The sequence below is a fragment of the Arthrobacter sp. 92 genome, from assembly GCF_050260325.1.
GTDB lineage: Bacteria > Actinomycetota > Actinomycetes > Actinomycetales > Micrococcaceae > Arthrobacter.
Genome location: NZ_CP189863.1, coordinates 1,500,403 through 1,519,651 on the forward strand (window position 1 = coordinate 1,500,403; position 19,249 = coordinate 1,519,651).

Annotated in this window: 17 protein-coding genes; 12 read left to right on the forward strand and 5 right to left on the reverse strand. The window is 66.9% G+C overall.

Going from position 1 to position 19,249, the window contains the following annotated elements; all coding sequences use genetic code 11:
- Nucleotides 1-18: 18 nt before the first annotated feature.
- The 9 genes from dxr (at nucleotide 19) to ACP4XC_RS06875 (ending at nucleotide 9,227) form a co-directional block, all read left to right on the forward strand.
- Nucleotides 19-1,203: a 1-deoxy-D-xylulose-5-phosphate reductoisomerase gene (gene dxr / locus ACP4XC_RS06835; RefSeq protein WP_427174109.1), complete on the forward strand. Its 1,185-nt coding sequence runs from the start codon at nucleotides 19-21 to the stop codon at nucleotides 1,201-1,203.
- Nucleotides 1,204-1,221: 18 nt separating this feature from the next.
- Nucleotides 1,222-2,553, forward strand: a complete 1,332-nt coding sequence (locus tag ACP4XC_RS06840) for a M50 family metallopeptidase (RefSeq protein ID WP_427174110.1) — start codon at nucleotides 1,222-1,224, stop codon at nucleotides 2,551-2,553.
- A 101-nt stretch (nucleotides 2,554-2,654) separates the two neighbouring features.
- A complete protein-coding gene (locus tag ACP4XC_RS06845; protein ID WP_427174111.1) occupies nucleotides 2,655-3,341 on the forward strand; it encodes a MarR family transcriptional regulator in 687 nt (228 codons plus the stop codon).
- Complete coding sequence (locus ACP4XC_RS06850) at nucleotides 3,338-3,859, forward strand: hypothetical protein (protein WP_427174112.1); 522 nt, start codon at nucleotides 3,338-3,340, stop codon at nucleotides 3,857-3,859. Before ACP4XC_RS06845 ends, ACP4XC_RS06850 begins: the two co-directional genes overlap by 4 nt.
- A 73-nt stretch (nucleotides 3,860-3,932) precedes the next feature.
- The gene (locus ACP4XC_RS06855; protein WP_427174113.1) at nucleotides 3,933-4,226 is read left to right on the forward strand and encodes a YciI family protein; all 294 of its coding nucleotides are present in this window, start codon (nucleotides 3,933-3,935) and stop codon (nucleotides 4,224-4,226) included.
- A 39-nt stretch (nucleotides 4,227-4,265) separates the two neighbouring features.
- The gene (gene ispG / locus ACP4XC_RS06860; RefSeq protein WP_427174114.1) at nucleotides 4,266-5,432 is read left to right on the forward strand and encodes a flavodoxin-dependent (E)-4-hydroxy-3-methylbut-2-enyl-diphosphate synthase; all 1,167 of its coding nucleotides are present in this window, start codon (nucleotides 4,266-4,268) and stop codon (nucleotides 5,430-5,432) included.
- Nucleotides 5,395-6,282 carry a GNAT family N-acetyltransferase gene (locus tag ACP4XC_RS06865; protein ID WP_427175043.1) on the forward strand — a complete coding sequence of 296 codons (888 nt, stop codon included), beginning with the start codon at nucleotides 5,395-5,397 and terminating at the stop codon, nucleotides 6,280-6,282. The genes ispG and ACP4XC_RS06865 overlap by 38 nt, the downstream gene beginning before the upstream one ends.
- Before the next feature lie 326 nt (nucleotides 6,283-6,608).
- A complete protein-coding gene (locus ACP4XC_RS06870) occupies nucleotides 6,609-8,420 on the forward strand; it encodes a proline--tRNA ligase (RefSeq protein ID WP_427174115.1) in 1,812 nt (603 codons plus the stop codon).
- 12 nt (nucleotides 8,421-8,432) lie between these two features.
- Nucleotides 8,433-9,227 carry a sulfite exporter TauE/SafE family protein gene (locus ACP4XC_RS06875; RefSeq protein WP_427174116.1) on the forward strand — a complete coding sequence of 265 codons (795 nt, stop codon included), beginning with the start codon at nucleotides 8,433-8,435 and terminating at the stop codon, nucleotides 9,225-9,227.
- 44 nt (nucleotides 9,228-9,271) lie between these two features.
- On the opposite strand, the gene fdhF is transcribed toward ACP4XC_RS06875, so the two are convergent.
- The 5 genes from fdhF to ACP4XC_RS06900 form a co-directional block, all read right to left on the reverse strand.
- The gene (gene fdhF, locus ACP4XC_RS06880; RefSeq protein WP_427174117.1) at nucleotides 9,272-11,956 is read right to left on the reverse strand and encodes a formate dehydrogenase subunit alpha; all 2,685 of its coding nucleotides are present in this window, start codon (nucleotides 11,954-11,956) and stop codon (nucleotides 9,272-9,274) included.
- Entirely contained in the window at nucleotides 11,953-13,719 is a 1,767-nt protein-coding gene (locus tag ACP4XC_RS06885) for an NAD(P)H-dependent oxidoreductase subunit E (protein WP_427174119.1), read from the reverse strand. The genes fdhF and ACP4XC_RS06885 overlap by 4 nt, the downstream gene beginning before the upstream one ends.
- Nucleotides 13,720-13,864: 145 nt before the next feature.
- On the reverse strand, nucleotides 13,865-14,890 hold the full coding sequence (locus tag ACP4XC_RS06890; protein ID WP_427174120.1) for an aminoglycoside phosphotransferase family protein: 1,026 nt from the start codon (nucleotides 14,888-14,890) through the stop codon (nucleotides 13,865-13,867).
- 148 nt (nucleotides 14,891-15,038) lie between these two features.
- Nucleotides 15,039-15,767 (reverse strand): VIT1/CCC1 transporter family protein, encoded by a 729-nt coding sequence (locus tag ACP4XC_RS06895; RefSeq protein ID WP_427174122.1) that lies wholly within the window; start codon nucleotides 15,765-15,767, stop codon nucleotides 15,039-15,041.
- A 92-nt stretch (nucleotides 15,768-15,859) separates the two neighbouring features.
- Nucleotides 15,860-17,014 (reverse strand): DUF4439 domain-containing protein, encoded by a 1,155-nt coding sequence (locus tag ACP4XC_RS06900; RefSeq protein WP_427174123.1) that lies wholly within the window; start codon nucleotides 17,012-17,014, stop codon nucleotides 15,860-15,862.
- A gap of 87 nt (nucleotides 17,015-17,101) precedes the next feature.
- Here ACP4XC_RS06900 and rimP point away from each other — a divergent pair, with 87 nt between their 5' ends.
- The 3 genes from rimP to ACP4XC_RS06915 all read left to right on the forward strand — a co-directional run bounded on the left by rimP (nucleotide 17,102) and on the right by ACP4XC_RS06915 (nucleotide 19,240).
- A complete protein-coding gene (gene rimP, locus ACP4XC_RS06905) occupies nucleotides 17,102-17,719 on the forward strand; it encodes a ribosome maturation factor RimP (RefSeq protein WP_427174124.1) in 618 nt (205 codons plus the stop codon).
- Complete coding sequence (gene nusA, locus ACP4XC_RS06910) at nucleotides 17,719-18,699, forward strand: transcription termination factor NusA (protein ID WP_427174126.1); 981 nt, start codon at nucleotides 17,719-17,721, stop codon at nucleotides 18,697-18,699. The genes rimP and nusA overlap by 1 nt, the downstream gene beginning before the upstream one ends.
- Nucleotides 18,700-18,877: 178 nt before the next feature.
- Complete coding sequence (locus tag ACP4XC_RS06915) at nucleotides 18,878-19,240, forward strand: YlxR family protein (RefSeq protein WP_427174128.1); 363 nt, start codon at nucleotides 18,878-18,880, stop codon at nucleotides 19,238-19,240.
- Nucleotides 19,241-19,249 lie beyond the last annotated feature (9 nt).

Here is a 19,249-nt window from a genome sequence, read left to right on the forward strand (position 1 = left end):
GTACGGGATACTTAACCCATGCAGCCACGCAGAGTCGTCATCCTCGGGTCCACCGGTTCCATCGGCACGCAGGCGATTGACGTCGTCGACGGCGCACCCCACCTTTTTGAGGTCGTGGCGCTCAGCGCCGGGGGAGGCAACCTCGAACTGCTGGCCACGCAGGCAGTTCACACCCGTGCCCGGGCGGTTGGGGTTGCCACCGGCGACGCGGCGGCGCTGCAGGCCCTGATCAACGACGCCGCCAGCGCGGCCGGACTCCGCGGGTACCGGCCCGAGCTCCTCACCGGGCCCGACGCCTCCACCCGGATAGCGGAAGTCGAGGCCGACGTCGTCCTCAACGGCATCACCGGTTCCATCGGCCTCGCCCCCACCCTGGCCGCGCTGAAGTCTGGCGCCACACTTGCCCTGGCCAACAAGGAATCGCTGATCGTGGGCGGCTCGCTGGTCAAGGCGGCGGCCGGTGAAGGGCAGATCGTTCCGGTGGACTCGGAGCACTCCGCGATCGCCCAATGCCTGCGTTCCGGCACGGCCGGCGAGGTGGACAGGCTCATCCTGACGGCCTCGGGCGGCCCTTTCCGTGGCAGGACGCGGGAGGAACTTCACGACGTTTCCCCGCAGGACGCGCTGGACCACCCCACGTGGGACATGGGCCTGATGGTCACCACCAACTCCGCCAGCCTGGTGAACAAGGGCCTGGAGGTCATTGAGGCGCACCTGCTCTTCGACATTCCCCTGGACCGGATCGACGTTGTGGTCCATCCCCAGTCCATCGTGCACTCCATGGTGCAGTTCGTGGACGGCTCCATCATTGCCCAGGCCTCCCCGCCGGACATGCGCCTGCCCATCGCACTCGGGCTGGGCTGGCCCCACCGCGTACCGAAGGCCGCACAGGCCTGCGACTGGACGCAGGCCACCAGTTGGACCTTCGAGCCGCTGGACGGCAGCGCCTTTCCCGCGGTGGCCCTGGCGAAGGACGCCGCAGGGCGGGGGAGCACCTTTCCGGCCGTGTTCAACGCCGCCAACGAGGAAGCCGTGATGGCTTTCCACGCCGGCCGGATCCGCTTCACTGACATTGTGGATACCATCGAAGCCGTGCTCAGCGAACACACAGGCTCCTCCGGGCTGACGGTTGAATCCGTACTGGAAGCTGAAACGTGGGCACGAGCCCGCACCCACGAACGTTTAGCAGTAAGCAGTCTCTAGGAAGCAGCAGATCCAAGCATGAGCCCCGTCCTTCTCTTTATCCTTGGCGTCGTTTTTGTGGCGATCGGCATCGCCGTGTCCATTGCGCTGCACGAGGTAGGCCACCTCCTTCCCGCCAAGCTGTTCAGGGTCCGGGTCACCAAGTACATGATCGGATTCGGACCCACCCTGTGGTCCACTCGGAAGGGTGAGACCGAATACGGCGTCAAGGCCATCCCGCTGGGCGGCTATGTGTCCATGATCGGGATGTATCCACCGAACAAAGACGACGGCACGGTGCGGCCCTCCAGCACCGGCATGTTCCAGACCCTGGCCACCGAGGCCCGTTCCATGGCGCACGAGGAAGTGGGCGCCGGGGATGAAAACCGGGTCTTCTACCGGCTCCCGGTGTGGAAGAAGATCATCATCATGCTGGGCGGGCCGGCCATGAACATCCTGATCGGCGTGGTCCTGACCGCGGTGCTGCTCATGGGCTTTGGCGTCTCCACGCCCACCACCACCATCGCCGACGTTTCCAAGTGCCAGGTCAAAGCGGGGGAGACCGTGGATCCGAACTCCGCCGACTGCAAACTGACCCCGGCGGCCCAGGCCCAGCTCAAACCGAATGACGTCATCACCTCCTTCGACGGTAAGGCGGTGACGAACTGGGATGAACTGACCGGGTGGATCCGCGCCTCGGCGGGCCGTGAAGTGAGCATCACGGTGGAGCGCGACGGCGCGCCCGTCACCACGAGGGTGACACCCGTGCTGTCCGCCCGCCCGGTGATCGGCCCCGACGGGCGTCAGGCGAAAGATGCGAGCGGCAATCTTCAATACCAGGACGTCGGGTTCCTTGGGATCGGCGCTCAGACCGCGCTGGTGGCCCAGCCCGCGTCATCCGTGCTGCCCATGGCGGGCGAAAACATCAAGCAGATTGCCGGCGTGGTGTTCAACCTCCCCGCCCGTGTGGTAGGCGTGGCGAAGGCGGCCTTCAGCGAAGAGCCCCGCGATCCGAATGGCCCCATTAGCGTGGTGGGCGTGGGGCGGGTGGCGGGCGAGGTGGCCGCCATGGAACAGGTGCCGCTGCAATCCCGGCTGGCCGCCCTGGTGGGTCTGCTGGCGGGCCTGAACTTCGCCCTGGCGGTGTTCAACCTGATCCCGCTGCTGCCGCTCGACGGCGGCCACGTGGCGGGCGCGCTGTATGAGGGGGCGCGACGCCGGGTGGCCAAGTTGTTCGGCCGCCCCGATCCGGGAGCTTTCGATATCGCCAAGATGCTGCCGGTGACATATGTTGTGGCGGCTCTGCTGATGGGCATGAGCGCCCTGCTGATCTATGCCGACATCGTGAAACCTGTGAACCTGTTCGGCTAACCAGTTGCGGCTGATCTTCAAAATTAAACCTTTATCGGCTGATTTCCAAAACTCAGCTGTAAATGATTGATTATCACTAATCGGTCGCATATGGTTGATCCATGTACGTCATCACCATCGACCAGCGGGGCAGCAGTAGGGACGTGGACCGCGTCCCGGAGCTGCTCGATGAGCTGTCCGTGCTTTCACCCGACGGCCGTTTCGAACGCTCCGTGGGCGACGAAGTCCAAGGGGTGCTGGAGCATCCGGCGGAGGTGGTGGACGTTGCGCTGCACGCCCTGCGCAGTGGCCGGTGGTACGTCGGCATCGGGGTGGGTTCCGTTGACCTGCCCTTGCCGGCCAGTCCCCGGGAAGGATCCGGACCCGCTTTTGTCGCTGCCCGGCTTGCGGTTGAACGCGCCAAGGCCGCTGCCGGCCATGTTCCGCTGGCAGTGGTGTCCGGCGGCCAGCGACGGGGTGCTGTGCCCGCGCCGGAGGAAGGTCCTGGCACCAGGGCATGCGCGAACGCCGAGGCCGTCCTGCGTCTGATCGGGCGCCTGGTGCAGGACCGGACGGATGCGCAGTGGAAAGTGGTGGACGTTCTCCGCTCCCTGCACCAGGGCACGCCACGTCACGGCAGCCAGAAAGCCGCGGCCAAAAAGCTCGGAATTAGCGAACAGTCGGTGAGCCGTGCGCTGCTTCGCTCCGGCTGGCAGGAAGAATGGGCGGCGAGGCCCGCCGCGGAGGCGCTCCTGGCCCTGGCCCACGGTCTGATCGAAACCGGGGAACGTCCGGAAGGAGAACAATGAACGCCCTCTGGGTCACCCTCGCCCTCCTCACGGCAGGATTCGCCGGCTGGCCGGTCACCGCACTCGTCTTCCGGCTCGCCAGGACCATTGATGACAAAGCCGACGCGGCCAGCCAGGCAGCCGTTGCCGGGGCCCGCGATCCCGCGGTGGAGGACCCCTCCGCCGATGTCACCGTGGACGGCGAGATCATCCTCCCGGCGGAAGCCGACGCGGCAACCGCACCGGGCCCATCGCCGTCGACCGCACCCGGCGCCCCCGGCGCGGCGCCGGCCACCACCACGCGCATCCTCCGAGGGGGTGCCATCATCGGTGTCCTGGAACGGCTGGCCGTCTGCCTCGCGATTCTCACCGGACAACCCGTGGCCATCGCGTATGTGGTGGCCATCAAGGGCCTGGGACGGTTCGCGGAGCTGAAAGAGACGCCGGTTGCGGCGGAACGGTTCATCATCGGAACCCTGGCGTCCATGCTGTGGGCGGCCGGGGTTGCCGCCCTGACCCGGATACTTTTGCCGGGCTAAGCCCCGCGCGAACCGGCAGTGCGGAAGCCGGCCCGGATGCGAAGTCGGGCAGCCTGAGGGATAGGGTAGCTGTATGACTGTTTTTGCTGTTGAGTACGTGTACGACGCCGAGTCCTCCGAAACCCGGGCCGCCCGGCGCCCCGATCACCGCGAATGGACCGCGGGACGGGCGCAGGAAGGCACGCTGCTGGCGAGCGGACCCTACGGGGATGGGGCAGGCGCGCTGCTGATCTTCAAGGCGGCCGATGAAGCGGCCCTGAACGAAATCCTCAAGCAGGACCCGTTTGCCGCAGCCGGCGTCATTTCCGGCATCCGGACCACGGAATGGGCTCCACTGACCGGTCTCCTGGCCGATCACGCGGCCTAGTCAGTTCCAACTACAGACCTTTCAATATAAGGAGTCCACGTGACCTCGGTCAGCCTGGGAATGCCGTCAGCGCCGCCGCCCGTTCTTGCCCCGCGCAGGAAGACGCGTCAGATCAAGGTCGGTTCGGTGGGGGTCGGTTCCGATTCGCCCATCAGCGTGCAGTCGATGACCACCACGCCCACCACAGACATCAACGCCACCCTCCAGCAGATCGCGGAACTGACGGCGTCAGGCTGCGACATCGTGCGGGTGGCCTGCCCGTCCGCGGACGACGCCGAGGCACTGCCCATCATTGCCCGCAAGTCCCAGATCCCGGTGATCGCGGACATCCACTTCCAGCCGAAGTACGTCTTCGCCGCCATCGAAGCCGGCTGCGCCGCCGTTCGGGTCAATCCTGGCAACATCCGCAAATTCGATGACCAGGTCAAGGAAATCGCCCGCGCGGCGAAGGACCACGGCACCTCCATCCGGATCGGCATCAACGCCGGATCGCTGGAGCCCGGAATCCTGAAGAAATACGGCAAGGCCACCCCGGAGGCCCTCGTGGAATCCGCCGTATGGGAGGCCTCCCTGTTCGAGGAGCACGGCTTCTACGACTTCAAAATCTCCGTCAAGCACAATGACCCGGTGATCATGGTCGCCGCCTACGAAATGCTCGCCGAAAAAGGCGATTGGCCCCTGCACCTTGGCGTCACCGAGGCCGGCCCCGCCTTCCAGGGCACCATCAAATCCGCCACGGCCTTCGGCGCCCTGCTGTCCCGCGGTATCGGCGACACCATCAGGGTCTCCCTCTCGGCCCCGCCCGTGGAGGAAATCAAGGTGGGCAACCAGATCCTGCAGTCGCTGAACCTCAGGCCCCGCAAGCTCGAAATCGTCTCTTGCCCGTCCTGTGGACGCGCCCAGGTGGACGTCTACACCCTCGCCGAGCAGGTCACCGCCGGCCTGGAAGGCATGGAGATCCCGCTGCGCGTTGCCGTCATGGGTTGCGTCGTCAACGGACCCGGCGAAGCCCGTGAAGCAGACCTCGGTGTGGCCTCCGGAAACGGCAAGGGCCAAATCTTTGTGAAGGGAGAGGTCATAAAGACTGTTCCCGAGAGCGAAATTGTTGAGACACTGATCGAAGAGGCCATGCGAATCGCTGAAGAGATGGGGGAGGCCGATGGCGAAGATGCTGTCAAGGGTAGCCCCGTGGTTAGCGTCTCGTAAGGACGGAGCCACAGCCGGAGTCGACGTCCGTGTCCTGGGCGGCCAGGACACGGACAGGCTCCGGGAATTGGCACAGGAAGACAACGTAGCCAACGTTTTTATGCTCTCGCACCTGGCTACTGCGGGCACGGCTGGCCCCACCCTGGGCGGGGCCAGCATCCTTGGAGTGTTCGACGGCGGGGAGCTGGTTGGCGCCTGCTGGACGGGAGCCAATCTTGTGCCCGTCCAGCTGGACCCGGAGTTCGCAGGGCTCGTTGCGCAGCACGTCCACCGTTCCGGGCGCCGCTTCGCGTCCATCTTCGGACCCGCCGATACCGTGCTGGCTCTCTACGGCCGGTTGGAACAGCTGGGCCAGCTTGCCCACGACGTCCGCGCTGAGCAGCCCTTGATGACCATCGCGGGGCCGCCCGCCGTGACCGCCAACCCCAGCCTGGGTTTCAGTCAACTCGCGGATTTCGACAAAATCCTGCCTGCCTGCGCCGCCATGTTCGAAGAGGAAGTGGGCTACTCGCCGTTCCTTGGAGGCCGGGAGTTCTACAGCCGGAGGGTGGAAGGGCTGATCAGGCAGGGGCACTCCCTCGTGCACCTGAACAGCGACGGCCAGGTGATGTTTAAAGCCGAGCTCGGAGCGGTCACTCCCGATGTCACCCAGATCCAGGGGGTGTGGATGAATCCGTCGTTCCGTGGACTGGGCCTGAGCGCGGGCTACATGGCGGCCGTCGTGCAGTTGGCCCGGCAGCTTGCTCCGGTTACCAGCCTGTACGTCAATGACTACAACTCCCGGGCCCGGGCCACGTACGAACGGGTCGGCTTCCGCCAGGTGGGCACGTTCGCCACGGTCCTTTTCTAAATCACGCCGGTTTTAGGTCACGCCGGGCAATAAATCAGATGAAACATTGAGTCATGGACAGAAAACTGCGTGACCACTCTTGTAATGGTGGCAGGCATCACATAAATTCGACCTAGCTGCGCTAATGGGGCGCGCGCGGTCTCTCAGACCAACAAAGAGCCACGCCACGACAGGATGACCAGCCGGAGACGGCCAGGGGCTTCCTTAAGTTCTGGCGTGGCTCTTTTGCGTCCGCCGCGCAGCGCTTGCCGGTAGATTAGTACCCAGACGACTTTCCCGGGTTTCCCGGGCTTCCCCGACCTACCCCAGAAACGGATACCTATCTAGTGGTCCTTCGACTCTCCAAGCTGTTCCTGCGCACCCTGCGTGAAGATCCCGCCGACGCCGAAGTGGCCAGCCACCGGCTCCTGGTCCGGGCCGGGTACATCCGCCGGGCCGCACCGGGTATCTACACCTGGCTGCCGCTTGGATTGAGCGTGCTGCGCAAGGTTGAGGAAGTCATCCGCGAGGAGATGACGGCCATCGGCGCGCAGGAGGTCCACTTCCCGGCGCTGCTGCCCAAGGAACCCTACGAGGCCACCAACCGCTGGACCGAGTACGGCGAGGGCATCTTCCGGCTCAAGGACCGCAAGGGCAACGACTACCTGCTGGCCCCCACGCACGAGGAAATGTTTACCCTGCTGGTCAAGGACCTGTACTCCTCGTACAAGGACCTGCCGCTGAGCATTTACCAGATCCAGAACAAGTACCGCGACGAGGCCCGTCCCCGGGCAGGCCTGCTGCGCGGCCGCGAGTTCATCATGAAGGACTCCTACTCCTTTGACATCGACGACGCCGGGCTGGATGCCAGCTATGCGGCGCACCGTTCGGCCTACCTGAAGATTTTCGAGCGCCTCGGCCTTGAGGTCCTTCCCGTCAAGGCCACGGCCGGCGCCATGGGCGGCTCCAAGAGCGAGGAATTCCTGCACCCCACCGAGATCGGCGAGGACACGTTCGTGCGCTCGGCGGGCGGCTATGCGGCCAATGTCGAAGCCGTCACAACGGTTGTTCCGGCCGCTATCGACTTCAGCAACGCCCCCGCGGCGGAAGTCCGCGACACCCCGGACACGCCCACCATTGAAACCCTCGTGGACGCCGCCAATGTCCTCGTTCCGCGCAGCGAAGCCGACGGCGGCGCCTGGACCGCCGCGGACACGCTCAAGAACGTTGTGCTCGCCGTCACCCTGCCCACCGGGGAACGCCAGCTGGTGGTCATCGGCCTTCCGGGCGACCGCGGCGTCGACCTCAAGCGCGTCGAAGCGAACATCGGGTCCTTCCTGCCGATTGCCGGTGAGATCACCCTTGAAGCCGCCGGCGAGGAAGACCTGAAGAAGCAGCCCCTCATCGTCAAGGGCTACCTCGGCCCCGGCCTTTCCCTGGACGAACCCCTGCTCGGTACCGAAGGCGCCGCCAAACTGCTCTACCTCGTGGATCCCCGCGTCGTCAGCGGTACGGCCTGGATCACCGGCGCCAACGAGGCCGGCAAGCACGTCTTCGGGCTCGTTGCAGGCCGCGACTTCGGCTGGGACGGCGTGATCGAGTGCACCGAGGTTCGCGCCGGCGACGAGGCCCCTGACGGGTCCGGCCCGCTCGAAACAGCCCGCGGCATCGAAATGGGCCACATCTTCCAGCTGGGCCGCAAGTACGCCGAAGCCCTCGACCTGAAGGTCCTGGACCAGAACGGCAAGCAGGTGGTGGTGACCATGGGCTCCTACGGCGTGGGCGTGACCCGTGCCGTGGCTGCCCTTGCGGAGTCCAACCACGACGACAAAGGCCTGGTCTGGCCACGCGCTGTGGCTCCGGCAGACGTCCATGTCGTGGCGGTGGGCCGCGGCGAGGAGATCTTCGCCGCCGCCGAAAAACTGTCCCTGGAGCTTGAGGCCGCCGGGCTCGAGGTCATCTACGACGACCGCCCCAAGGTGTCCCCGGGCGTGAAGTTCGGTGACGCCGAGCTCGTCGGCGTACCAACCATCCTCGCTGTCGGGCGCGGACTCGTGGACGGCGTCGTGGAGATCAAGGATCGCCGCAGCGGCGAGGCGGAGAACGTGCCCGTGGACAAGGCCGTTGACTACGTGGTCAACGCCGTCCGCAGTAAATAACAGCTGCAAGGCGTGATTTCGGGGTTCGAGTCCGTCCAGCTCATCACTCTGGTCCTGATCGTCGTCGCGGGGTTTGCCGCCGGCTGGGTGGACGCCGTGGTGGGCGGCGGCGGCCTCATCCAGTTGCCTGCGCTCTTGCTGGTTCCCGGGATCAGCCCGGTCCAGGCGCTGGCCACGAACAAGATGGGGTCCATCTTCGGCACCACCACCAGCGCCGTGACCTACTACCGCCGTGTGGGGCCGGACTTGCGGACGGCCATTCCCATGGCCGTGGTTGCGCTGGCGGGAAGCTTCGGCGGCGCCGTGCTCGCGGCCACGCTGCCAGCCAGCGTCTTTAAGCCAATCATCCTGGTGGCGCTGGTGGCCGTCGCGCTCTTTACGGCGTTCAAGCCAAGCGTCGGCGACCTCACCTCGCTGCGGCACGACGGCCGTACCCACTACGTGGTGGCCTGCCTGATCGGGGCCGGGATCGGATTCTACGACGGCCTGATCGGACCGGGAACGGGCTCGTTCCTGATCATCGCGCTGGTGTCAGCCATGGGCTATGCGTTCCTCGAAGCAAGCGCCAAGGCGAAAATCGTCAACATGGCCACGAACGCCGGCGCGTTGATCTTCTTCCTTCCGCACGGCTCGCTGCTGTGGGGGTTGGGCCTGGTCCTGGGCCTGGCGAACATGGCAGGGGGGTACGTCGGAGCCCGGACCGCCGTGAAGCAGGGAAGCTCCTTCATCCGCAACGTCTTCCTGGCCGTGGTGGGTGCTCTGATTATCAAGCTCGGCTTCGACGTCTGGCAGGACACCTTCCACTAGAGACCGGCCCCCAGGGGGTCACGCTCCGGGGATCACGCCCCCTGTCAGAGGATGTTGCTGCCGCTGATGCGGACGGCGGTCACTTTGTATTCCGGGCAGCCTGTCACCTCGTCCTCGACGGCGGAGGTCAGGGCGTTGACTGTGGAACCGGGGAAATGGAATGCGGCGAACACCTGGCCCGGCTCCACATCGTCCGTGATCCTGATCCGCAGCCGCGCCTTCCCGTGCCGGCTGGCCAGCTCCACGCGGTCGCCGTCCACCACGCCCAGCGCGGCGGCATCGCCGGGGCCGACGTCGAGCTCCTCCCGGGCGAGAAGGCTGATGTTCGCGGTCCGCCGGGTCATGCTGCCGGAGTTGTAATGTTCGCCGCGGCGGCCTGTGATGAGCAGGTACGGGAAAGCGGCATCGCACTGTTCGCCCGGCGGCAGATAAGGCCTGGCGGCAAGGTGGGCCAGCCCGTCCGGAGTTGCGAACCGGTCCTGGTACAGCCGCGGCGTTCCGGGGTCCGCGGCGGAGGCGCAGGGCCAGTGCAGGGGGCCGGTCAGGTCCAGCCGGTCGTGCGAGATTCCGCCGAAAAGGGACGACAGGCCGGCGCACTCAGCCATGGCTTCCGCGGGGGTCGCGCACCCAAGGTCAGCGCCCATGCCTGCGGCCACGGCCTGCAGCACCGCAAAGTCGGTACGGGCGCCGGGCGGGGGCGGCACGGCCGGCCGCACCCGTTGGAAACGCCGGTCGAAGTTGACGAAGGTGCCATCTTTCTCAAGCCACGCGGCCACCGGGAATACAACGTCCGCCGCGGCGGCGGTGGGGGAGAGGAACAAATCATTGCAGATCACTAAGGGGCAGGCCTCCAGTGCTGCCCGCACGGAGCTGCTGTCCGGGTCGGTGGCGAGCACGTCCTCCCCGATCACCCACAAGGCCTTGAGCGACCCGTTCCGGGCTGCTGCGAACATCTGTGGGATCCTCAGCCCCGGCGTCGGAGGCACGGGAACCTGCCAGGCCTGGGCGAACCGCTCGCGGACCCCGGCCTCAACCACCTTCTGGTAACCCGGGAGCAGATCGGGCATGGCGCCCATGTCGCACGCGCCCTGGACATTGTTCTGGCCCCTGAGCGGGTTGATCCCGCCGCCTAAGCCCGGCCCCACCGCTCCGCGCAGCAGAGCCAAATTGGACAGGGTGCGCACCCCGTCTGTGCCGTGGAGGTGCTCGGTGACCCCGAGCCCATAGAAGATGGACGGCGACCCGGCCTGGCCGAAGGTCACTGCAGCCCTTACGAGCTCAGCTGCCGGCACACCCGAGATGTGGGCCACCCGGTCCGGCGGGTAGTCACCGAGCAGCTCCACCAGCTCGTCGTACCCGCTTGTGTGCGCGCGGAGGAATGCAGTGTCGGCCAGGCCTTCGCGGACCAGGATGTGCGCGAGCCCGTTGAACACCGCCACGTTTGTGCCAGGCCGCGGCCGCAGGTGTACATCGGCGTGCCTGGCCAGGTAGGTGCGGCGGGGGTCCACCACCACCAGGCGGGCGCCGGCCAGCACCCGCTGGAAGATCCGGGAGCCCACCACCGGGTGTGCCTCGGTGGGGTTGGCGCCAACCAGCAGGACCAGGTCGGCGCCGTCCAGGTCATCAAACGGATTCGTGCCGCCACCCAGGCCAAAGGTCGCTGCCAGGCCGGCCGCCGAGGGAGCGTGGCAGAGACGGGCGCAATTATCGACGTTGTTCGTCCCCATGACGGCGCGGGCGAACTTCTGTGCGAGGTAGTTCTCCTCGTTGGTGGCCCGTGCCGATGAAATAATCGCGAAGCCGTCAGGCTGCCCCTTCCGGATCTCAGTCAGCCTGACACCGACGTAGCTGATGGCTTCCTCCCAGCTGGCGGGACTCAGTATTCCATCCCGGCGGATGAGAGGCGTGGCGAGGCGCTCGGTTGAATCCAGGAACCCGTGCGCGAAGCGGCCCTTGACGCAGGCATGGCCCCGGTTGACCGACCCCTCGGCTGCGGGGCGTATGGTGAGGATCCTCTCATCCCGGGTGGAGACCTTGAGCGCACAGCCCACGCCGCAATATCCGCAGGTGGTGAGGGTGGTGCGCTCGATGGGCAGCAAATTGAGCAGGCCGGGCTCCGACAATGCGCCGGTGGGGCAGGTATCGACGCAGGCGCCGCAGGACACACAGTCGGACGCCGCCCACGGGCCGCCGGTTCCCGGCGCCACCACGGTGTCGGCGCCCCGGCCCGCCAGCGTCAGTGCGAAGGTCCCCTGGATCTCCGCACAGGCGCGGACGCACCGCCCGCAGGCGATGCACAGGTCGCGGTCCAGCTTGACGTACGGGTGGGAATGGTCCGTTCCCCGAACAGGCAGCTGGACCACGCCGGGGAGTGCGGTGACACCGTACTCGGCGCACTCACGGCTCAACTCGCTGCGGTCCGCCGGCACCTCCAAGGCTCTGCCTGGCAGGCCGGCCACGATTGTCTGCAAGGCATCGCGCCTGAGGTCCCAGGCTCCCTGCACCGAGATCCGGACTCCGTCCACGGCGGGGGTGCTGCAGGCTGCAGCCGGACCGTGGCCAGCGACGTCAACAAGGCACGTACGGCACGAGGCAACCGTGGTGAGCCGGGCGTCGTGGCACAACGTGGGAACCGTCAGTCCGGCGGCACGGACGGCATCAAGGAGCGGGGCTCCGGCCGCGACGTCGACCGGTATCCCGTCCACGTAAACTTTCACCAGCACCGTCATGGTGTCCTGCCGTCCGGCCAGGCGTCCGACCAGCCGTCGAGCCCATACACACGGACCAGGCTGCGCACAGCCGCCGGCACCCGGCGGCCAAACGCGCAGAGGCTGCCCGAGGCCATAGTGCGGAGCACGGCGGCGCGTTCCCGCCGCGCCGCCGGACCGTGCACGTCCGCCAGTGCCCGGCCCCGCCACGAGCCCACCCGGCATGGCGAGCATTGGCCGCAGCTCTCCGCCGCGGCGAAATCCCACAGATTTCTCAGCACATCCTCCCCCGAGACCCTGTCATCGAAGGCCACAATGCCCGCATGGCCCAGCGCCGCCCCAAATCCGGACAGCGCGGACTCGCTGAGGCGGACGTCGAGGTCCCCGGGGCCCAGGAAGCCGCCCAAGGGTCCGCCGATCTGCAGGGCGCGCAGGGCTGCCCCGTCCCGTAATCCGCCCCCGAGGTCTTCCACCACGTGCCGCAGCGGGGTCCCGATCTCCACCTCGTAGGCCCCGGGCCGGCGGAACCGCTCGGACAGGCAGACCAAGAGTGTGCCGGGCTCATCGGCGGTCCCCAGGGCGGCGTACGCCTGGCCGCCGTGCTGCACAATCCAGGGGACGGCACTGAGGGTTTCGACATTGTTGACGACGGTTGGCCGACCGTGGAGTCCACGTTCAGTGGGATACGGCGGCCGGGGCCGCACCACCCCGCGCGCGCCCTCAAGGCCGTTCAACAATGCGGTTTCCTCACCGGACACATAGGACCCGGCGCCTTCCACCACCCGGACCTCAAGGCTGAAGCCCGCACCCTCCGCATCCGGTCCCAGATGTCCCGCCGAGATGGCCTCCCTCACCGCCTCCTGGAGCCGTTCCACGGCCTGGGGGTACTCCGACCGGACAAACACGATGCCCGTGGCCGAACCGACCGCATAGCAAGCCAGGGCAAGCCCCTCCAGCACCCGGTGCGGGTCCCGCTCCATCAGCAGGCGGTCTGCGTACGATCCCGGATCCCCCTCGTCGCCGTTGGCCACCACGATCCGCGGCCCAGGGTGGGCCAAGGCGGCCCGCCACTTGGCCGCAGCCCGGAACCCCGCCCCTCCGCGGCCCCGCAGCCCCGCCGACTCGACCTGTGCCAGGACATCCCCGGATGCACCGGCGGCCACGATTCCCGGCCACACCGACCACGGCTGCGACCCTCCGAGGAGTCCCGCCGTCACCACGGGCACGGGAGCATCGCACTGCACCGGGATGGACGGGCTGCGTCGACGCGAACTGTCCCGGAGCTGAGACGCCACATCGATGCCGGCGCAGGCGTCCCCGCCGTCGAGGGCGGCTGGACCCGAGAAGCAGTAACCCAGGCAGCGCACCTCCTGGAGTGACACCGCGCCGTCATCGCTTCGGCTTCCGACGGCGATTCCGAGCGCCGCTTCGACCGCCGCCACATGCTGGCCGCCGCTGGCCGCGAAGCAGGCGGCGGCACCACACACACGGACGTGCCGACGTCCATGCGGGGCGGACAAATCCGCAAAAAACGACGCCGGGCCCTGGCCTGCCGCCGCCGGCAACCCCAGCCCCCGGGACACAGCGGCAGGGTCGGACTGGTGCTCACGGAGTTCGTCCCTCAATGCCGTGATGGGGCGTGCGAAGCGGCCGGCATACCGGACAAATGGATCTGCGGGATATGCCGTTTCCTGCCTGCCGCGAGGAAGGTCCCGGTTGGCAACAGGGTCTTCCGCGGCGGGAACTGCGTCATTATGAAGCGGCTTACCACGGGGCTCGTGCATGCATCCCACCCTTCTGGCGTGGGCCTTCCCGGGCAAGAGTCTAAAGTCCTCCCACCAGCGGGCGCAGCCGCTGCTTCGCCCGTCAGCGTGGCAGCGGGCAGCGGGCAGCGGGCAGTCGGCAGTGGGCAGCGGGCCGGACGAAGGGCTAGGTAAAGGCTTGACCCGGGCAGGGCAGGTCATGCGGGTGGGGGAGACCGCCGAGGGTCTTGCCGGCCAGAGTGCTTGCCACCCATAACGAGCGTGCCAGGTCACCCCCGTATGCTGGCCGCGAGGCGAACCACAGCGCATTTTCGACCTCGCGGGCCACGCCCCACTGGCGTGCAGATTCCGGATCCAGGCCCGCCGCCTCACTGAAATCCCAGCATCGTTGCAGCAATGCCGTGCCGGGATCAGAGCGGGGCAGGTCGTGGAGGCGGTTCCACAGGAGCGGTGCCACCGCGAATTCCGCTTCACCGATCATTGGCTGGGGATCAATCGCAGCGAAATCATCCGGCCCTTCCCATGCGGACGAGTCCGGCCTGCCGAGCACATTTTCGAAATGGAAGTCGGTATTGACCAGGACGTCCTTGCCCGCACGCCGGCCCACCGCGCCACGGGTCTGGCAGACTTCCAGGGCAGCTTCCAGAAGCCAGCGGGGGAACGGGCGCCCCAGTTGCTCCCAATCCGCCGGCAGGTCATCGGTCCACCGTTCAGCCTGGGCGGCCACATGATCAAACTCGCGCCATTCGGGCCGAAGGTCCGGCACCAGGCTCAGCTTTGCCATCAGGCCGCCCCAGACTGCCACGGCCACGTCCATGGGGGCATCCAGGAGCGAGCGCCCCGCCTCCAGCCGTTCCAGCAGCATGGAACAGGTACCCGCATCGGATTTCACGAGCCGGACCGCGCCGTGCCCGTTCCAGAGCATCAGGGCGTGCCGTTCAGCCCGCGCTTCGTCATGGGGGTAGGCCACCTTCAGCGCGGTGCGGGCACCACCCTGGAGCACCGGAATGACCAATCCGCCGTGTCCGTTCCACGGCATTTGCCCGGGTTCGAGGTCCACGGCCAGCTGCCAGTGCTCAAGGCGCCCGCGGATCAGCCCGGGCAAGGACGCGAGCCAGGCACGTCCCGGGCTGCTGCCGCTGAACCTGCGTGCGAGCGCGGGCGGAATGGGGATGTCTGGGGCGGAACTCATCAACTCCAGCGTAGTTGACCCGCCCCCCGCGTTGACCCGGGCCCCGCGTCGACCCGCCCCTAGTTGACCCGCCCCCGCGTTGACCCGCCCCCCGGTGACCCCGGGCACCCCGGGATGGCAGGTTGCCCCGGGTCCCTTTCGCGGGATATCAGACCACGCCGGCGGCACCCAGCAGCTTGCCGATGCCGTATGTTGCTGCCAGCGCGAGCGCCCCGCCAACAACCACCCTGACCGCCGCCCTGGACCTGGAACCGCCGCCGATCCAGGCCCCCAGGGACCCGGTTGCCGCCAGCGCCACCAGGACTGCGCCGAAGGTCAGGGGAACCCTGATGTTTTCAGGCGGGAGGAGAATGGCGAGCATTGGCAGGATGGCGCCCACGATGAAGGCAATGGCGGAGGCGAACGCGGCGTGCCAGGGACTGACAATGTCTTCCTGGTCAATGTTCAGCTCCGCGGACAGGTGGGCGGCCAGGGCGTCGTGCTCCGTGAGCTCCTTGGCCACGGCCTGTGCGGTGTGGGCGCTCAGGCCCTTGCCCTGATAGATCGCCGTAAGTTCGGCCAGCTCTTCCTCAGGCTGCTCCTGGAGCTCTCGGCGCTCTTTTTCGATGAGGGCTTTTTGGCTGTCGCTCTGGCTGCTGACGGAGACGTACTCACCCAGGGCCATGGAGATGGCGCCACCCACCAAGCCGGCTGCACCGGCCGTAAGAATGGGTCCGGTTTGCGTGGTTACACCGGCGACGCCCACCACAATGGCGGCCACGGAGACAATTCCGTCATTGGCCCCCAGCACTCCCGCGCGGAGCCAGTTCAGGCGCTGGGCGATGTCATTGCCGTGCGGCTCGTTGTCATGAAGTGTTGCTGCTCCGGTGGTGTCCATGACTCCAGCAAACCACCTGGACCGTCAAGCTTGCCAGTAATACAAGACTAAGCAAGGCAAGGCAAAGCTCGCAGGGTGGCACCCGCGCAGTCTCAGTGCCCGTTTTCGCCGGGTTCCTGTGGGGTGGCAGGGGCGGCTGTTGCGGTCTCCGCGGGAAGCGCCGGCAGTTGGGCGGTGTCCACCACGATGCCGGGCAGGGCGCCGGGGTCGGCGCCCCAGAGCGCAGCGCGCCGGGCTGCGGCAACAAGGCCGGAGACCGCCCATTTGCGGGTGTTGCCTTCACTGAGCGCCACCAGGTCACCGTAGACCGGCAGCGTGCCGGCCTCAAGGCCCCCGAGGCCTGCCGCCGGCGCGTCAATAAAGAGCGGGCCCAAGGTGTAGCCGGCCTCCCTGGGCGGAATGTTTGCGCAATGCAGCCGGCTCAGGGCTTCGGCTTCGCTTTCCACGGATTCATGACGGGCCAGGAGTTCGGACGCCGAGCGGGCGGCGTTGCCTTCCAGCCGGGCGAGGGCAACCTGGTAGCCGTAAACGGTTTCAGCCTCGGTCTTGACGGTGATGGCCAGCGCGGCCGCCAGGGTGGTGTTTCCGGACGACGGCGCACAGGAGCCCGTGCCCGTGTCCGCGGCCGGGGGAGGTGTGGCTTGCGGGCCTGTTTCGGCAGGCTCCGTAGAGGGTGCGAGCAATGACGCCTGAAGCAGTTGAGCGGCGCCGGTGGCGGCGAGCAGACGTGCCATCCCGCCGTCGGCCGTTTCCGCATCCGCAAGGCGCTGCTTTCCGCTGACGGACAGTGCAGCGGCGAGGGCGGCACTTGATGCCGGGGCACTGTTGGCTGGGACTGCGGCGGGTGACGGCGTTCCAGAAGGCTTTGCGGCGGACGTTCCGGAGGAGCCGCCGGCAGCGGCTTTGGAAGGGAGCTGGCCCGGACCTTGACCCGGCGGAGTCATGAGCGCCCGGGCCTGGGTTGTCAGCAATGTCACAGTCTGCAAAAGAGCCAGGCGCTCCGCACCGGTCGTGCGGTCGGCGAGCTGGCCGCCTGCCGCTCGCAGATCAGTCGCTTCGGCAAGGGCAGAGGCCCGTGCCCGTTCGGAAAAAGCGGGTTCCGGGCCCTTAGGCGGGGTACCCGGAACGAGGGCCACGCCCAGGCTGATGATCAACAGGGCTATCGACGCAAGGATGCCGTACCGGAAATAGCGGGCCGGCGGCCTCTTTTCCTTGGTGTCGTCTTTCACAACAGACCATGTTGTCATGCCGGGCAGGAACTCCGTGCACCACGGCGCCCATAAAATCGCTACGCTAGTAGTCACAACATCATCTAGCGGGAGGCGGCCGGCATCGTGAGTAATGCAGAAGCCACGACTTCATCAGACCGGACCGGGACGGGTAAGGCTGAGGCCGCATCCGTGCATAATTTTGAGGCCGAGCGCCTCCGGGCGTTATTGGAACCCTCCGTCCAGGCGCACCGGCTCTACCTGGAGGACGTGTCCATCCAGATCGCAGGCGCCAACCGTGTGGTCCACGTTGTAGTGGACCTGCCGCAGGAGGAAACCGGGGGCGTGAGCCTGGACGTAATTGCGGAGATCTCCAGGGAGCTCTCCGGCATCCTGGACAGCGACCCCAGCTACGACAGCCGGCCCTACGACCTCGAGGTCTCCTCCCCGGGCGTCGGCCGGCCCCTGACCGAGCCGCGGCACTGGCACCGTGCCCGCGGGCGCATGGTCAACGTGAACATCATCCAGGGGGAGAACATCACCGGCAGGATCCAGTCCGTTGACGACGACGGCGTGACGCTCGTTCCGGAGATCGCGGCCAAGAAGGGCATGAAGCCCAAGCAGGGCGAGCCCGAGAAAATTCCTTTCGACAGGATCCGTAATGGAAAAGTCGAGATAGAGTTCAGCCACCTTGATGAGGTCGGTCTGGAAGATGAACACAATGGACCTTCTGAGGAGGCCTGATGGATATTGACATGAGCGCACTGAGACTTCTGGAGCGTGAGCGTGAAATCCCGCTGGACCTCCTGATCCCCACCATCGAGCAGGCACTGCTGGTGGCTTACCACAAGTCACCGGGAGCCTTCGAGAAGGCCCGCGCGGAACTGGACCGCAAGAGCGGCCACGTGACCATCTGGGCAACGGAGATCGACGACGACGGCGCCCCCATTGGCGAGTTCGAAGACACCCCGGCCGGCTTCGGGCGCATCGCCGCCAGCACCGCCCGGCAGATCATCCTCCAGCGGCTGCGTGACGCCGAGGACGACAACGTCCTGGGGCAGTTCAAGGGCCGCGAAGGCGAACTCGTGGCGGGCACCATCCAGCAGGGCAACAACCCGCACATGATCCAGGTCAACCTTGGAACGGTGGAGGCGCTGCTGCCGCCGCCCGAGCAGGTTCCCGGTGAGAAGTACATCCATGGCAACAGGCTCCGCGCCTTCGTGATCGACGTGCACCGGGGCACCAAGGGTCCGTCCATCACGCTGTCCCGTTCACACCCGGGCCTGGTCCGGAAGCTGTTCGAGCTCGAGGTCCCCGAAATCGCCGACCACTCGGTGGAGATCGTGGCCTTGGCCCGCGAAGCCGGCCACCGCACCAAGATCGCCGTCAAGGCCAACATCCCGGGCATCAATGCCAAGGGTGCCTGCATCGGGGAGATGGGCTCACGGGTCCGGGCAGTGATGACCGAACTCAACGACGAGAAGATCGACATCGTCGATTACAGCGATGATCCGGCGACGTTCATCGCCAGTGCCCTCTCGCCGTCGCGCGTGAATTCGGTCACCATCACGGACGAGGCTACGCGCTCGGCCCGTGTTGTGGTGCCCGATTATCAGCTGTCCCTGGCCATCGGCAAGGAGGGCCAGAACGCCCGCCTGGCCGCCAAGCTGACCGGCTGGCGGATCGACATCGTCTCGGACGCTGCGGTTCCGCGCGAAAACTAGGCCGCGTCAGCGGCCCGCCACCGCGGACGGCCCCCGGCTTTGGACCCGTCGTTTCGGGGCACGTACCGCCGAGGGGCTAGAATAGAACATGACCGTGCCTTATGGCCGGTGTTCGTGCGCCCTGAGCGTACCCGTCATACTGCTGAGCAGCACGGGTGGTGCAGGGCAGCAGATATGTATGGGCAGGAAGATACTCACAGTGGCACCAGTGCTTCACAACGAGAATCAGCCGCAGCGTACCTGCATCGGATGCCGTAAGAAAGGCTCCCGGTCTGAGTTACTCCGGTTAGTCACCGCAGGCGGCGGATCCTCCGCCGTCGTGGTTGACGAACGACGCCGGATGGCTGGCAGGGGTGCATGGCTGCATCCCAGCGAAACGTGCCTGGCGCTGGCGGTCAAGCGGCGAGCTTTTGGACGTGCCCTCCCGGGTGCGGCCGGAACAGCCGACGTCGAACGCCGGATAACGGCAGGCACGCAAGCCGTGGACACTCCGGTGGCCGCAGCAAAAACCGTCCAACCTGAAAGCGGGTCAGAAAACTGATGGAAACCC